The sequence below is a fragment of the Bacteroides acidifaciens genome (genome assembly GCF_903181435.1).
Lineage (GTDB): Bacteria > Bacteroidota > Bacteroidia > Bacteroidales > Bacteroidaceae > Bacteroides.
On record NZ_CAEUHO010000001.1, the window covers coordinates 2,401,412 to 2,418,161 of the forward strand.

General features: G+C 38.8%; 14 protein-coding genes. All 14 read right to left on the reverse strand.

Translation table 11 applies throughout. From position 1 onward, the window contains the following. Positions 1-2: 2 nt before the first annotated feature. The 14 genes from CLIN57ABFB40_RS10145 to CLIN57ABFB40_RS10210 all read right to left on the reverse strand — a co-directional run bounded on the left by CLIN57ABFB40_RS10145 (position 3) and on the right by CLIN57ABFB40_RS10210 (position 16,657). Positions 3-1,523 carry an oligosaccharide flippase family protein gene (locus tag CLIN57ABFB40_RS10145; RefSeq protein ID WP_175629943.1) on the reverse strand — a complete coding sequence of 507 codons (1,521 nt, stop codon included), beginning with the start codon at positions 1,521-1,523 and terminating at the stop codon, positions 3-5. Then, the gene (locus CLIN57ABFB40_RS10150; RefSeq protein WP_175629944.1) at positions 1,520-2,692 is read right to left on the reverse strand and encodes a polysaccharide pyruvyl transferase family protein; all 1,173 of its coding nucleotides are present in this window, start codon (positions 2,690-2,692) and stop codon (positions 1,520-1,522) included. Before CLIN57ABFB40_RS10150 ends, CLIN57ABFB40_RS10145 begins: the two co-directional genes overlap by 4 nt. Positions 2,693-2,713: 21 nt before the next feature. Next, the gene (locus tag CLIN57ABFB40_RS10155; RefSeq protein ID WP_175629945.1) at positions 2,714-3,706 is read right to left on the reverse strand and encodes a glycosyltransferase family 2 protein; all 993 of its coding nucleotides are present in this window, start codon (positions 3,704-3,706) and stop codon (positions 2,714-2,716) included. A 2-nt stretch (positions 3,707-3,708) separates the two neighbouring features. Next, entirely contained in the window at positions 3,709-4,284 is a 576-nt protein-coding gene (locus tag CLIN57ABFB40_RS10160) for a serine O-acetyltransferase (RefSeq protein ID WP_175629946.1), read from the reverse strand. Continuing rightward, positions 4,272-5,393: a glycosyltransferase gene (locus CLIN57ABFB40_RS10165; RefSeq protein ID WP_175629947.1), complete on the reverse strand. Its 1,122-nt coding sequence runs from the start codon at positions 5,391-5,393 to the stop codon at positions 4,272-4,274. Before CLIN57ABFB40_RS10165 ends, CLIN57ABFB40_RS10160 begins: the two co-directional genes overlap by 13 nt. A 1-nt stretch (position 5,394) precedes the next feature. Next, the gene (locus CLIN57ABFB40_RS10170; protein WP_175629948.1) at positions 5,395-6,450 is read right to left on the reverse strand and encodes an EpsG family protein; all 1,056 of its coding nucleotides are present in this window, start codon (positions 6,448-6,450) and stop codon (positions 5,395-5,397) included. Between the two features lie 42 nt (positions 6,451-6,492). Then, positions 6,493-7,584, reverse strand: a complete 1,092-nt coding sequence (locus tag CLIN57ABFB40_RS10175; protein WP_175629949.1) for a glycosyltransferase family 4 protein — start codon at positions 7,582-7,584, stop codon at positions 6,493-6,495. Positions 7,585-7,627: 43 nt separating this feature from the next. Beyond that, positions 7,628-9,559 (reverse strand): polysaccharide biosynthesis protein, encoded by a 1,932-nt coding sequence (locus CLIN57ABFB40_RS10180; protein ID WP_175629950.1) that lies wholly within the window; start codon positions 9,557-9,559, stop codon positions 7,628-7,630. A gap of 5 nt (positions 9,560-9,564) precedes the next feature. Beyond that, complete coding sequence (locus CLIN57ABFB40_RS10185) at positions 9,565-11,889, reverse strand: GumC family protein (RefSeq protein ID WP_175629951.1); 2,325 nt, start codon at positions 11,887-11,889, stop codon at positions 9,565-9,567. A 4-nt stretch (positions 11,890-11,893) separates the two neighbouring features. Further along, positions 11,894-12,694, reverse strand: coding sequence for a polysaccharide biosynthesis/export family protein (locus tag CLIN57ABFB40_RS10190; RefSeq protein ID WP_175629952.1), 801 nt, complete (start codon positions 12,692-12,694; stop codon positions 11,894-11,896). Positions 12,695-12,733: 39 nt separating this feature from the next. After that, positions 12,734-13,312 carry a UpxY family transcription antiterminator gene (locus CLIN57ABFB40_RS10195; protein WP_175629953.1) on the reverse strand — a complete coding sequence of 193 codons (579 nt, stop codon included), beginning with the start codon at positions 13,310-13,312 and terminating at the stop codon, positions 12,734-12,736. A gap of 343 nt (positions 13,313-13,655) precedes the next feature. Continuing rightward, entirely contained in the window at positions 13,656-14,603 is a 948-nt protein-coding gene (locus CLIN57ABFB40_RS10200) for a tyrosine-type DNA invertase cluster 3b (RefSeq protein ID WP_175629954.1), read from the reverse strand. A 200-nt stretch (positions 14,604-14,803) separates the two neighbouring features. Beyond that, positions 14,804-15,982 (reverse strand): heparin lyase I family protein, encoded by a 1,179-nt coding sequence (locus tag CLIN57ABFB40_RS10205; protein ID WP_175629955.1) that lies wholly within the window; start codon positions 15,980-15,982, stop codon positions 14,804-14,806. A gap of 123 nt (positions 15,983-16,105) precedes the next feature. Then, on the reverse strand, positions 16,106-16,657 hold the full coding sequence (locus CLIN57ABFB40_RS10210) for a DUF4738 domain-containing protein (protein WP_175629956.1): 552 nt from the start codon (positions 16,655-16,657) through the stop codon (positions 16,106-16,108). Between the last annotated feature and the right edge of the window lie 93 nt (positions 16,658-16,750).

The window sequence follows — 16,750 nt, forward strand, 5'->3', positions numbered from 1 at the left end:
TGTTATTTTTTAAACATCTTCTCTTTTATCTGTCCAATCGGTTTTCCCAACAATTGTTTTTCATAAGAATTCATACTGAAATTCCATATTGAAATACCAAAAACAACCAAAATAATAACTGCTGCTCCCGAAATTTCAAAATAAGAATCCAATCTCCAAAATCTATTAATTATTATCCCACCAAAAACAGGAAGAACATATCCCGGCAATATACTATATATAGACTTCCAAAAACCTCTAATATCCAAATGAATATATTTAGCATAGTAGAAATTCATAAAAAGAACTGTACCCAAAAACATACAAATTGTTGTTGCAAATGCAGCTCCAATCCCTCCCCACTTAATACTGCAAGGAATTGTAATAATCACATTAACCAAAGCTATCAGAAAATAAACTATACTCCGTGCTTTATGCATATTTTTTGCTTTTTGTATTTCAAGCCCTATATTTTGAATAGCTGGAACAAATACAGCAAGAATCAATAAAAGTCCAATATAAAATGCATCTTTATAATCATATCCTGCCCAAATACAAACAAAATCATATCCAACAAAAATATATTCAATCAACACGAGTGAAACTATATAAAATTGAATACGACCAATACGAATAAATATCATATCAAGTTCTGATATATTACCATTATTTGCTACTATATCATTAATTTGCGGAGCAAATACATTTGCAATAGAAGATGAGATTTGCTGGAAATAGCCTTTAAAACTTGAACCGATAGTGTAAACAGCAACAACCGTCGTTCCTCCAACAGCACTTAACACCAAATTATCTGTTGAAAAAGTTATTTGGTCAGTTATCGAATTCAAAAACAAAAAACCTGAAAAAACAAATAGTTCTTTCATTACTTGTTTATCAAATCCCTTAAACGAAAATTGTAAAGCTATTGCCCTTCTGGCATAAATATAAAAAATGATATATGAAAGTAAACTAATAAAAAAAGATATTTCAGAAATAACAACAGCACGTCCTCCCATATTTAACGTAATCACATTAGCAATAGGAGTAATGATACCTGCTATCAATAAAACAATTCGTATAAAAAAGAAACGTTCATATGCCTGTAAAGACATCATGACCACATTAAAAATAAAAGAAACCATCATGTTCAATGTGAGAATAAACATTATAATACGCAAATCAGACGATTCTTGTAAAGTAAAGGTACTCTCCACCAACTTTTCTGACAAAGCTATAAAAATCAAACCTCCAATAAAAACCAATAATGATAACACTGAAAAAATAGTCAAAAACATACCGTTGAGTTTTTTTTCCGCCTCTCTATCATGTTTAGCTCTACATTGAAAATTAAAACGGATATAAGCTCCACCTATACCTAAACTTAATATAGAAAGATATGATATAAATGAATTTGCCGTTCCATAAAGCCCATACTGACTTTGCCCCATCATGCGAAGCATATATGGTGTATAGACTAATGCAATTACATTAATGACAACCACATATATATTAGACAATATTGCACCCGCTTTTCTTTGATTCATTTACGTCCTCTTATATCATTATTCATTAACTGCATCAATTCCACTCCCCCACTTTTTGCCTCATTCAAATAGTCAGGAATTCTACGTTTCAATATTTCATTTTGCTCCTGTTCATAGTTCATTAACCAAACAAAACGTGACATTAACTCATTTTCTGTTTTCAAATCTTGCACAGGCAACACATAATTTTCTTCCGTTCCGAATAAATCTTGGGCAATACCTCGAGACTTTACCGAATAACCAACTACCAACGTCGGCACAAAACTGGAATATGCCGCAATCGTCGCATGAGTTCTAGCACCAACAAAAAATCTACATCTAGCAATATACCCTTTCAACTCCATACAATTAGCATCCTCTATTTTACAAACACGATTAGTGTTCTCGAACAATTCATAAAGGATATTGATAGGTTTCAAATCATCATTATAATTCCAAACAACATGAGGAATGAAACAAATATTCATATCTGTTTCATCCAGAATATACTGAATCATTTTCTCATAATTGCGCAAAATAATATCACCATCCGGTCCATATTTCATAATCAAAGGACTGACATTTATTCCAACTGTATTACCTTCTACAAAATTTTTGGGTAATGGTAGCTCTTTTCTATCTAGCAAAAACGCCGGATCCGCAACTTTTACTGTATATGGATTTATACTCTTCAGTAATTTGTAGGTTATCGGTTCACGAGCAGTGATTAAGTCATATTTAGCCAAATCTTCTGCAACTGCGGAAGTGATTGCTTCTGGATCAATCGAACATCCCCACAATACAGAATATTTACAATATTTTCGGATTTCTTTATTCAGTTCAACTGCCTGCTTTGCAGACCACTCATAACAATAATTATCACCACCAATTGAAATAGCGACTCTATCTTTAAAAATTTTTCTCAGAAACACTTGCATATTTGCTTGCTGGTTATGCAACAATCGCCTTTTAAGAAGAGCCTCAAAATAATCTATGCTATATTTCTTTAGCTGTTCTGACTCCAGCACTGCTTCAACAGACTTGGCAGTCCCATATTTCAAATCTTCCGATTTAGTTAATGACCACAAAAGTACATTCTCAGGACCTCCCAACATCTTTGCAGAAGTTCGCACTATAGCTTCGCAACCATGATTGCCACTACCAGTATGCATATATAAAACCTTCTTCATACCTCTTTTCTATTTTGTAAATCAATTATATTTTTTCTTTTGCAGACATACTACATAAATCGGATATAATATGTCAAAAAGTCGTGGTATCTTTATTATACATTGCGCAAGGACTCTCGTTCTTTTTGGCAGTCTTTCAACATAAGAAAAATATTGTTCAATCAACTCCCTTATATCACTTTGTTCTTTTATATAGCCTTTTTTTTCTAAAACAAGTGTGCAATACCCATAAACACATGTAGTTAACAATGCTTTTACTGCAGCTTCCTTCATATTATCATCACAGTAAGCTAAAATGATTTGTTTAACCCGAATTGGATCATATATCTTATGTTCATTGAGTTTTTGACGTGATGCAGAAGTTGCACGTACGATATAATGATAAGGACAACGATCTTCAAAAACAGATTTATTTGCTCGTCTAAACAGATGAAAATTCATCAACAAATCTTCATTTATTCTAATAGACATATCCATCACGCCTGTATCTAACAAACAGTCAAACAATTCTCTCCTATATAATTTATTACATAAACCAGGTTCAATTACAACCCCACTCAACAGGTCTTTTAATCCAGTCAGTTTGTCTTGCTCCACCAAACGTTTTGTATTATAAAAATAATGAACACGACCATCAGCAAAAACCATCTGGTAACCACAATGAGAAATATCTGCCTGATATTTAATGGCATTCGCCAATAATACTTCATACATATTTGCTTCTATTTCATCATCCCCATCAACAAAACCAATATAATCCCCTGTCGCTTGTTTAATTCCCTCCATACGAGCGGATGTAACTCCTCCATTTTTTTTATAGATCGGTATAATTCTCTTATCACTCTCTACCAACCGACGGATTACCTCACAAGTATTATCATTTGACCCATCATCTACTAAAATTATTTCTATATTTTTGTGAGTCTGTTTTTTTATACTATCTACACAACGCGGTAACTCATCTTGCAGGTTATATATAGGTATAACTATTGATATTTTAAACTTTTCATTCATTTTTATTCTTGTTTAATCATCCGAATTGTACCCCCTACAACTGTTGTATTTTCCGGAACATCCTTGACAACAACTGCACCAGCACCTATTTTTACATTATCGCCAATATGCACCCCACCTATCACAATTGCTCCTGCATAAATCGTCACATTATCGCCAATAATAGGGACATCAATACCATTAATTTTTTTTCCACGTCCAATGGTTACATTTTGATATACCGTACAATTTTTCCCCATAGAATGGCAAAAAATAATCGTAGAATACCCGTGCATCACCATTAGTCCCCTACCTATCAACCCAGTAGTCGAACTAATTTCCAAACTATCCAAGGGACGATAACACCATCTTGCCATACGATACTTTATAACCGATTCTGTAATTATTCTCACATAAAACAACCTACGAAAAACCGGATTATTCAAAAGTAACTCATGAAGAGAAAGGATCGTATCTTTCTTCCCATATCTGTTGATATCTCCTTGTATCAATAATTTAGTATCCGCATTCAATGACCAATAAATCAAAAAGCATGGAAATGAACGCATTAAAAAAAATATACACCTTATAACTTCCATAACATTTCTTCAACAGCATTAACCGTAGTCTTCATATTAAAAAACTTACCACGTTCTATTGCCTTCTTTTTATAATAAGCTAATACTTCAGAGTCACCTATCATATGTAAAATACCTTGATACAAAGCCCCTTCATCATTGTCTGTCACAATACCATATTCATTCTGACAACCAAGCATTTCATTCATACCTGACACATTGACAGTACATACTGGTACACCAACAATCAAAGCTTCGGTAGTCGCTGTAGAAAAACCTTCTGCAAAACTAGCACAAACAAATAAATCGCATTTTGCCACATATTTATATGGATTCGTCTGATATCCTAACAAATCCACATATTTGTCCAAACCATTCAAAGTAACATATTTCTTCAGATTCTGTTCTTCCGGTCCAATACCCAATATGTATGTATGTACAGGAAAGCCCTCTTCACGCAATCGTTTCGTTATTCTCAAGATACGATCAAATCCCTTACTAGATAACAACTTACCTACGCCTACTAACTTTATTTCATTCTCCAAAAACAAAACATCATCAACAGATTCTTTTGATGTACAGACTATTTTCTGAGTTTCATTTGTATTATATAAAACACAGACAGGGGCTGATATCGAAAGTACTGACGTAAAATCATTTTTCACCGCAGCTGATACACAAACTATCTGATGAAAGCGATTATAACATTTTTGAGCCTCTTCTATATTTCTGAAAGACGCCGCTGCTCTTTCAGAAGTAGATTGTTCTATATGAACCCATGATACTAATTTTGTATCCATATCATGACATCCACTAATAATTCTCGCACATGGTCCCTCCAAATATGCTACCTCAATATCATAATGTTCCTTTATAAAAAGCCTATGTAACATCTTGGGAGAAAACAGCTTCATTACATGAGAATTACCCTTAAATACTCTACTAAAAATAGAACGATATCTTATTCTCTTACTAAGGAATTGACGGTTTATTCCCACATCAAATAAAGTCATCACTGTAATATCAAACTTTGTATCATCCATATTGTTAACAAGATTGACCAAAACCTTTTCCGCACCACCTTGTCCTAAATCATGAATTAAAAACAAAATTTTCTTTTTTATTCCCATCCTAAAACATCTCCCATACTTTCATCTGAACATAATAAAACAATGAATATACAACTATCAAGCCTCCAATAGCAAACTGTATCATCTCTTTTCTAAAACAATGATGTATTTCCCATGCCAACAGGATATATCCATATAAACTTACATAAATTGGTAGCCTTCCTATAAAAACTCCACTAGTAAACATCGAAATGACATATAATCCCATTGAAATAATAGACATATTTGTACAAAAATTAACTAACGGGTCCCGCACTTTCTGAATCTTCTTCCGCCAAATAAAAGAAAGAATAGCAGGAATAGAATAAAAGACAACCCTTAAAAAAGAAGTACCATCATCATTCCATGATTTATAATCACTTACTACATTAACGTATTGAGTCTCTTTCAACGCACTATCCAGCAAACTTGTAAATGTACCAATAAAAGCTACAGACAATAATATAACAGCTATAAACACTAGTGTTTTCTTATTCCATGCATTTCCTTGAGCTATCAATACACAAGGTATCATTAAAAGAGCTGTTTTATGAAAAGAAGAAGCTAATAAAATGACTCCCAATAAAGGTAAATACTTTTTTTTTAGCATAAATATCGTAGCTGAAAACACTATTGTTACAGCCATAAACTGCCGTATTCCATTAAACATCCATGAAAGATAGTCGGTAGATGCTACAAACAAAAAAACAACCATTATATAATAAGGAGTATATTTTCTAAACACTGTTATCAATAAGACAGCTTGCACAAATGCAACCACTGCAAAATAACACACTGTATTATTACCCACTATCTGTTTCACAAAAAAAGCAAAGACCGAATACCCTTTATCTTTTTCCACTGACTTTAAGTATTCAGCAAATTCCAAAAAACTATCTGGCATTTTCAAATAAGTAATCTGATACATAAATGTATCACCAAAATACCCTCGTGTAGCCGCCATCCAAATAATAGGAAAAAAAACGAACAAAGAAAACCACCATGGATATCGCATCACACGCTCTCCACAAACGAATTCTAAACGTTTAAGCTGTATTTGAGAGGCAATCCCTCCCATAAAGCCAAGCCACACCAAAATGAATATATATTGCAACATTTCTTACTTAAGTCCTAAAGTCATAAGGGTTTCTTTCACCACCACACCTTTATCAAACTCACGCTGCATCTTATATCTTCCTGTTTTACCCATTTTCTCCCGTTTGCCAGCATCAAGAGCCACAAAACATTCCATACAGTATAACAAGCTTTCTACATCCATTTTTTTGCATAAAAAGCCATTTACGCCATTATCTATAGCTTCCCTACACCCCGGAATATCACTAGCTATCAAAGCACGTCCAGTAGCTGCCCCTTCCAACAAAACATTACACATACCTTCATGATAACTTGGTACTACCACACAATGAGCAGATGCATAATAAGGTCGTGGATCAACTTGAAAACCATGAAAACAGACAACATTGTCCGCAATTAATTCTTCAACTTTTCCCTTATACTCATCTTCAAAGAAGCCAACCAAATCAAAAACCACCTTATTACCATATTTTTCTTTCATGATTCGAGCCACAGCAAATAATTCATCTACCCCTTTCTCTTTCATGATACGTCCCAAAAATAGAAAATGAATTCCATTCTCTTCCTTAGGATATGGTTGTGTTGGATAATAGTCTAAATTAACTCCTGCACCATGAAGGACCGTCTTGTTTTTTTTCTTGATTATCTTACGATTGACAAATTCATCTGCATTTGCGTCATTCTCAAATAAGCATGTTCTTGCCCCACCCAAAGCTATTTTATACATAAACGTAACAACTTGAGATATCACACTTTTTTGAAAAGCGGTCCCTAATCCCTGCACATTCACCACATATGGAATGTTAAGAGAGCGGCATGCATACCCTGCATAGATATTGGGTTTAATAGAATAGGTTATGACCATATCGGGACGTTCTCTCTTCAGCAACTTTCGATATAACCAATACAGTTTAAAATCCTTTAACGGATTAATTCCTCTTCTATCAATCTCTGTAGGGATACAACGACACCCCATAGCAATGAAATCATCTTCATGCCCCACAAAAGGAGTACTGATAACAACCTCTCCCTGTTTAAGTAGTTCTACAATCAATTCTCGGCGAAATTGCCATAACATATATGAATGATTGGTGACAATCAAAAATTTCTTTTTCATGCTATTACTGTAAATTAACCCTCTTTGGGGAATATAGATGTTCTCATAAAGAATTGGTATCCAACTCCTCAAACCTCGAATTCTTCGACTTAAACTCCGGCACCGTCCTTTTCATCAGTTTCACCGTATCCCAAATCTTCACAGAACGAGACAATTTCTCAAACTCATCGTATGTTCCTACAATATCCTCATACTCATATCTCCGAACCTTAGCTATCTTTATCTTTTTATGATGAGTAGGAATCGTATTCTCCTCGTTACTCAAAACTTCCTCATACAATTTCTCTCCCGGACGAAGACCCGTAAATTGAATCTTAATATCCTCTCCCGGTTTATATCCCGCCAGTTCTATCATACGGGTAGCCAAGTCCACAATCTTCACAGGTTTGCCCATTTCGAATACAAAGATTTCATTTCCTTCCCCCATAGTAGCGGCCTCCATCACCAAGCGACACGCCTCGGGGATAGTCATGAAATAGCGTATGATATCAGGATGTGTCACGGTGACGGGACCGCCATTTTCTATTTGTTCTTTGAAACGGGGAATCACCGAACCATTACTGCCCAAGACATTGCCGAAACGGGTAGTGATAAATTTGGTTTTACCCTCTATCTTACCTTCTTTAATGGCATAACTCAAACTCTGCACATAGATTTCCGCCAACCGTTTGGAGCATCCCATCACATTGGTAGGATTGACAGCCTTGTCCGTGGAAACCATTACCATCTTCTCCGCACCATACTTCACTGCCATATCGGCTACCTGACGGCTACCTGTGACATTCACCAATACAGCCTCGCAAGGATTTTCTTCCATCAGCGGGACATGCTTATAGGCCGCTGCATGAAATATGATTTGAGGATGATAAATGTCAAATACCATACGCAGGCGGTCTATCACACGGACATCTCCTATCACCGGAACAAAATCAAGGTTAGGGTACTTCCGCTCACACTCAAGACGGATGTTATGCAAAGGAGTCTCGGCTGAATCGAACATAACCAGTTTACTGATATTCATCTGCGCCAATTGACGGCAAAGTTCACTACCGATACTACCGGCAGCTCCTGTAACCATGACCACCTTTCCACTGAATTCATCTGCGACCTCACCCATATTGATATTAATCTCAGGGCGTCCCAGTAAGTCTTCGATTTTTACCGGACGTACCCATTGATGAAAATTCCCGTCTTCGTCAGCCTCACTGATAGAAGGAGCAATGAGTGTCTTTATATGGTTATCCTTGCAGTATTGAAGCAAACGGGTCTCTTCCGCACGGGTCGACTCATTGTGAGCAAACAGGATACCTTGAATATGGCGTTTATGGACCAGTTGCTGGAAAGTCTGCTCGTTCGTAAAATAATAGATAGGCAATTCGGCCAGACGACGATGCTTATAGATAGTGCCATAACAATAAAAGCCTACTACTTTATAATGAGAGCTATGCAACAAACGAGTCTTTAAGGCTACGCTCTGATCGTCCGTTCCATAAATCAAGATACGCATATTCTCCTTGTTCATCATATCTATCAAGGCCTCGTAGATAATAACCATTACCATTCGGGATGTAGCAAATGCAATGATAGTCAACATTCCATCAAATAGGATAAACAGAAGTTTCTGATTGACCGATAAGCCGACAGAAGTCAGGAATGTAAAGACAGCGATTCCTATACATGCCATCTTAAATGACGAGCTACAGATGAGCGGCCATAAACAACGCAGTTGAGAATAACGTACAGTATTACGGTATGTGTGAAACAGATAGGAAGCTATCGTAGTGGCAACCGCTGCTAAAGCTCCGACCTGAATCATTCCCCAACCATTCAGTGATGCGCCCGTAAGATAATGTATCCACCAATAAGTGAAACAGGTGGAAGTCACCGAAATGACTAAGTCAATTCCCCATATTATCCAGTAACTAAAATAAGTCCTGCTTATATACCGGATAAATTTTTCCAAATTTTGTTTCATCTCTATTATTTATATTCCCCATATTTATAACCATACCCGTAGCCATAACCATATCCGTAACCGTACCCATACTTTTTCTTTTCAATATGGCTGTCATTCAATACAATACACAAATGATTAAACTTACCTTCCTTGTGCAGTCGTTCCAATTCCGGAAGATAACGTCGGTCAAGCTGTCCGTCACGGATGACATACAAAGTCAGTTCCGCTACACGATTCACAATGGCGGCATCTGCCACGACTTGCGCCGGAACATTATCCAATATGATATAGTCATAGCGTTTCTTCAGCTCCTCTATTAAATTCTCCAACCGATCACTCATCAATAGTTCGGAAGGATTAGGCGGAATAGGACCAACAAACAGGGAGTCGACAGACGGATGAATCATTCCTTTATCCAAGATGCTGCCAACATCATTATGTTGTCCTGACAGGTATGTGCTCAGCCCGTCTTTATGTTTAACTCCCGCCAATTTACTTTGCGTCCTCTTACGCATATCAGTATCAACCAATACCACTTTTTTCCCGGCAATAGCGATTGCCACCGCCAGATTGCGGGATACAAACGACTTTCCTTCTCCCGGCATAGTGGAAGTGAACATGAGAACACGCGCATCCTTCGCCACAAAGTTTATATTGGCACGAAGCAGACGGAACGATTCGGAAATAAGATCATTCTTCTTATCGTCTACCACAATGGCATCGTCTGCCATATTTTCTTTACGGGAAGGAATCTCACCTAAAAGCGGAATGGTGGTATAATCTTCAATATCCTTTCTACCGCGGACAGACGTATTCCATAACATAGTTAATATCTGGATTCCCAACGGAATAGCCAGTCCTACAACTAAAGCTGCCAGCAGAAAAGTTGTAGAATGGGGAGCGATAGGGGCATTGGAACCAAATGGAGATTCCACTACACGGATATTCGCTTCCGTTACGGCAAGTTGCAGTGCGTTTTCTTCACGCTTGTTTAACAGGAAAGTATATAACGCCTCTTTAATGGATTGCTGACGGATAATGCTTAATGCCATCTTCTCCTGCTTCGGAACAGCTTGGATTTCAGAGTTGATCTGACGTTCTACCGCACGAGTCTTTTCCAGTCGCAGACGAAGGTTCTTGATATAGTTATCCATGGAACCGGAAATTACCGTACGCATCTCTGCCAGGTTCTTATCTGCAGTCTGTACAACGGGATTCTTTGCACCGGATTCAGCCAACAGATGGTTACGCCGAAGCATCAGTTCGTTGTATGCGGTTATCTGGTTTTGAACGCTTGCATCCCCGACACCGGATACATTGGGTATCAGCTGATTGTTTCGGGTAGCATCCAATAAATAGCTTTTAATGGATTGGGCAATGGACAATTCAGTTTCCATCTGAAGGTTTTCTGTCTTCATGCGGCTGCTTTCCGCAAGAAATTGCATCCCGTTTCCTTCCGAGCCTACAATCCGGTTACGCTGCTTGAAGTCTGTCAGTTCTTCTTCCACATCGCCCAATTCTTTACCGATTACCGCAATTCGTTCATCTATGAACTTGGCGGTGTTTACCGCGATACGGTTCTTGTCTTCGATGATGGTTTCATTATAAACATTAATCAAGGCATTCAAAATCGCATCGGCACGAGATATATTATCTCCGGTGCAAGTAATCTGCACCATAGTAGTACCTTTGCCTGCAAGTGAAGTCGAGATACCACCTTTATATATAGCTGCCGCCGTTTCGGGGCTTATTCGTGTCACCGAAACTGGCTTGCCTATATAAGCGCTTAAATTTTCCGGTTTCAAATTCACAACCATTCTTCCCGCTTCTGTCTGGATAGTATCCCCATAAGCATATTTTTTATCTGAAATGGTGTAGTTCTTTACATCCAACGGAGTAACCTTCGTACGGTAATACTCATGATACGGATCTATGAAATTCACTTCAACCGGAGATTCCGCATATAAAGAGGTATTACGGAAAAAGCCTTCTTTCTCATATGAAACATCCAAATGCAGCCGATTGACAACCTCTCGTACCAGTTGATGGGAACGGAGTATGAACATTTCATTTTCAACGCCACTACCGGTAATCCCGCCTTGCAACTCCAGCATAGCCGAGATATCGGAATTCGCATTCTTTCCTCCCGTCTTTACCAGCATTACAGCCTGGCGTTGATAAACAGGGACTAAGGTACGGGTATACAGATAAGCCGCACTCACACAAATAAACACTGAAAGAGCAAACCAGTACCAATTAGCAATGATCAATTCTACAATATCACGCAAGTTAATATTGAATCCGCTTTCCTTGACCGTTTTCTCATTATTTTCCTGTGTATATTCCATCTTATTATTTCGTAAGAATAAATACTAATGACAATATAGAAGCTAATACGCCGATAATACTACTACCAGCAGACAGGTAGGTAAGTGCGGAACTTCCTTTCACATTTATAGCCTTGTTGGGTTCCACATAGACCACATCATTCTGCTGGAGATAAAAAACCGGTGAGTTCAGGATATCTTCTCCGGAAGTAAGATTGACGCTATAACTCTTACGTTCACCATTTTCCTCCCGGATAACCAGAATATTCTCCCGATGGGCTGTCGGCGGTAAATCACCTGCCAAGCCGATAGCTTCGAGTATGGTAACACGTTCACCGGGCAAGTCTTTTACTCCGGGAATACCCACTTCACCGAGCACCACTATCTTTGCACCTTTAAAGCGTACTGATACGGTAGGATCCTTGATATACTCACCTTCAATAAGTTTGTTTTTAATCGCATCCGCCAATTCCTGGCGTGTCAACCCTGCCGCCTGCATCTCGCCCAAAACAGGAATTTCTATTTTACCACTTTGGCTGACTAAAAGACCTGTTGCCTCCTGTATATTCGTAGATGAACTTGAGCCTAATACCTGACTGTTCGCGAAAGGAGTCAATAACTCAGGAGCCTTACTATTAATCGTAATCAGAAGCTGGTCATCCGGTTTGATACGCAATTCATAATTACTTTCTATTTTCTGTGGATTCTCATGCAACTTATCAGCGCCTTGCAGATAAAGCATTTTTTTGGATGACACACAAGAAGTCATCCCACCCAAAACACATGCCAACAGCATAAAAAGAAAAGAAACTTTACAGCTTTTCATATTCATTACAAATTGAAGATAAAATTAAAGAGAGGGGAATTAGTTTTTCGCGCTGATTGCCTCTACATAACCAATAGGCATATCAACACAAGCACAACCAAGCATATTCAAGCGAACGGCAATCTTACTTTTACCGTCAACATTGACCAACTCACCGACAAGTCCGGTCAAAGAGCCTTTGACAACACGGACTTTTTCACCACGTGCCAAAGGAGAACTGTTCATACAGATTGCTTCTTCGGAATAATCAAGCATAAAACGGAAACGAGCCATCTGATCATCAGGAATCACCGCCGGTGTACTCTCACCCCGCATCACCATATAGCGGCTCACTGTAGAAAAACTCAAAACTTCCATGCGCTCTTTCGGGTCAACATGGACAAAAACCATCATTGGGAGCAGGACTGCCTCGACCATTTTACGGCGGTCACTCCATTGATGAATTTCTTGTTGGACAGGAACAAAATTCTCAATCCCCATTCTGTCCAAACGCTCGGCAACCTTCTTTTCGTGATGCATACGAACCAAAGCTACATACCAGCGTTTAGAGTGTGCTACGCCTTCCCCTGTCCCATTGCTAGGCCCAGCAATTACTGATTTTCTCTTTGCTAAAATCATGTTTTTTTACCCCATATTTATCCGTTACTTCTTAGGTAACGGACTAAGCACACACAACAATGAAAAAGGGAAATTATGCACATAGACAGGGCACAAAAAAGAGAAAAGCCTAATAATCAGCGAGAAATTTTATGATTTTAGGCAATAAAAAGTTAGAGCATGAAAAATCTATTATTTCATGTTCGGATCGTTTTTTACCCTTTGTTTCAGATAAAACTAAAAAAAGTGAAGAAATATTTGTGTGCTATCTATGTTTTTGTCTATCTTTGTCCCGAATTTAAATCCGTTACCTAAGAAGTAACGGGCGATTATTATCACTGATTACCAATACATTATACTATAATCATCTGCTAGCGCAGTAATTCTTTACGTAAGATAAATTCCCTTTATTCACCTCCGTACGTTCTTTAAGCCCGAAGCCCTTCAAATAGATTTGTGTGGTTTTTATAGATTTATGCCCCAATGATTCGCTAATCATCTCAATTGAAACTCCCCGATATTTGGCGGTAGTAGCCCAGGAGTGACGGAACGTGTAGGAAGAAACCGGAGATTTCAGATGCAACGCTCTTGCCAAATCTTTCAGGCTATTATTAAACCGACGAAGGGCGGACTGATATTCACGGTAAGCGCGTTCGTCTTTCCGTTTCTTGTCACCACGGAGAATATCGAATAGATAATTAGGACAATCGGGCAAAGAATCCTGCTTGTTCCGTAATTGGTCAATCATTTCCTTTGCACTGTCCAACACCTCCACACTCATGGGAGTTTTGGTTTTGATACGGCTATAACGCAGCACATTGCTTTCCAAAGCCGATTTCTCCAGGTGAGCCAAATCAGCGAATGACATTCCACAAAACTGGAACATCAAAGCGGCAATAGATTGTGTACGGCGCAAACGCTCTGACTTCGGGTCTTCATAAAGAAGCCTGTGCAGTTCGGCAGCGGACAAAGCTTTTTTCTGACGGACATCCACGCCCGTATAGACATCACTGAACAATCGAGGCACGTAAGAGGCATTCCCCGCTTCCACTCCCCGATTGTAAATGCTACGGAGCATGCGCATATACGTAGAAACCGTATTGGGCTTCAACCCACACTCATAAAGATACTGCCCGTAAAGTCGTAGACGCTCACGGGTGACTTGCCTGAACGACACATTAGATATACCGCAGAATTTGCAGAAAGAAAAGAGGGCGTTCTTGTAGACGTGCGCCGTAGAGTGGCGTCCCTCTTTTCGCAAACGACCGATGTAGAGTTCTCCACACCGGCTAAATCCATTTTTACTCATCATTTACATCACTAGTTATTTTATACATATATACCATTTGGCAGGCGGCAAAAGAACGAATCTTTTTGCACAACTGGAACGTATATGCCAAACGACACGTGATTATTGACATTTTTTAATATTGCCAGATTCACATAAAAAAATATCCGGATGCCCACTGAAGAACATCCGGATATAACTCTCTCTTTACCTTTTTAACTAATTTACCTTTCTGAATAGTTTGCCAAATTGTAACATACCGGCTTCGTGCTATTACCCACACGGTAAATACCGAATTTAAAATAGTAGCCGTCTTTGTCGTTACGTCCAATAAGGATTTTCTCATTATCCACAATATGTCTACTAACCTTTTTCCCCTTTTCCTGATAGTCCATCTGCACATCGAGCATACCCGGCTTCACGATTGTTTCGGCTTCTTTCCCATAGACCGTCCAGTCGATATGGATGCGGAATGTAATCCAACAATCCTTTGGAAAGTCTGCGAAAGGCATTTTGTAAGCGATGGTAGATGCTTTATATTCAGATGTCACAGGTTTCATAATTTGAGTTCTCTCTACATTTGCGTTGCAACGGTCATCTTTGTCCGTCAACCACCTACGATCAGAGTTTGCTTTGATATAAAACCAGCCTCCGGAGAATCCGAACGCCAGTGGCGGGTATCCTCCCTGTTCAACCAGCCATCCGTTGGCTTTACCGGCTACATACACCGGATTGCCTTGTTTGTCTTTAACCGGATTGCCCTGCTTATCCAGTTTGACTTTTTTCTCGTGTCCTATGTTTTTCTTGAAGATAGTAGACTTATCCAGTTCGATGAATTCGTCAACTGTCAGCGTCTTCACTTCGCCCTGCGGAGTCTGCACCAAAGTACGGTCGGGCATCCCGTGCCATTGGGCGAAAATTGTCGAGACATCACTGCCCAGTGTAGAAGGGATATATACCGAGAACTCATAGTCGCGGGAAGAACCTTGCGGACAAGCCCCTTTGCCATGATGATATACAGTTTTCATTATTTGTGCCTTTTTATACGTATCGGCCGGTTTCCCTTTGAAATCATCGGAAGTCGCATAGCAATAAGAAAATTCCGCACGCCCTTTTGTTTCCCCTTTTGCATAACCCGACAACGTGTTATCATCTTCTTTCAGTTCAAAACGATAAGAAGGTTTGCCGTTGAACATACGGGTGAAGTCGCGTTGAATGGCATGTGGCTTTTTTGTTCCAACCGCTACCCAGCAGTCGTCTATTATCTGGTCGACACGTGCCGAATCTGCCTGTACGTTTACACGCTCGGTCAGAGGAACCAGTGCTTGTGTATTATTAGTCTGAGCAGTCAGTACCGTGCATCCCGCTGCTACCACACAGATAGCTAAAATGTTTTTCTTCATCCTATTTGGTATTAAGTTTGTTGACGGTGCAAAAATACGAAAGGCAACCTCTTCGGCTGCCTTTCTTTTGTCTCAAATGTTTTCACATTTGTGTAATTCTGCTGTCAATACCCGCTCACAGGCTCAATTGGACGATTCGTCATTGTATTCTTCTTCAAGCATATCCACTTTTTGTATGCTCATTTTTCCATCGGCTGTGATAGTGATAGAAAGCGGCATATACAAATCTGTCTGCGGATAACAAACACTGGCGGCATATACTATTCCCTGCGGAGTAGTCTTGTCATACACGATTCCTTCCAGGACGGAATTCGACAGGAATTTAGCATCTACTACGGATGAAAAATCATTCTTGGTAAATGTTTTATCAAACACTTTCTCGCTGCCACGTGTCAGGCGCAACACGATTTTATTATCGACATAGGTATCTCCCATTTCGTTGGTGATATGAGGCAGACTTTCGTCCGGCGTGCGCGAAACCATGGAATGATAGTCTTTTCCTTTAAACTTAAAGTCAGTTTCGCTTTTGGAAGTTTGCATACGTTGCAGTCCTTGAGCATCCACACTGTCCATTGTTGCCAACGTTGATTCATTATTTGAAGTTCCTTTTTTACCACCACAAGCAGTCACAGCCACTGCCAATGGCAACAAAAGCAAATAAATTAGTTTTCTCATACGTAAGTTTTCTGTTTATAAATAGGTAACAAAGGAACAAAAAGAGCGGGATATTTACAAGTGTAACCGACATTTTTCCTACATTTGCGGAAT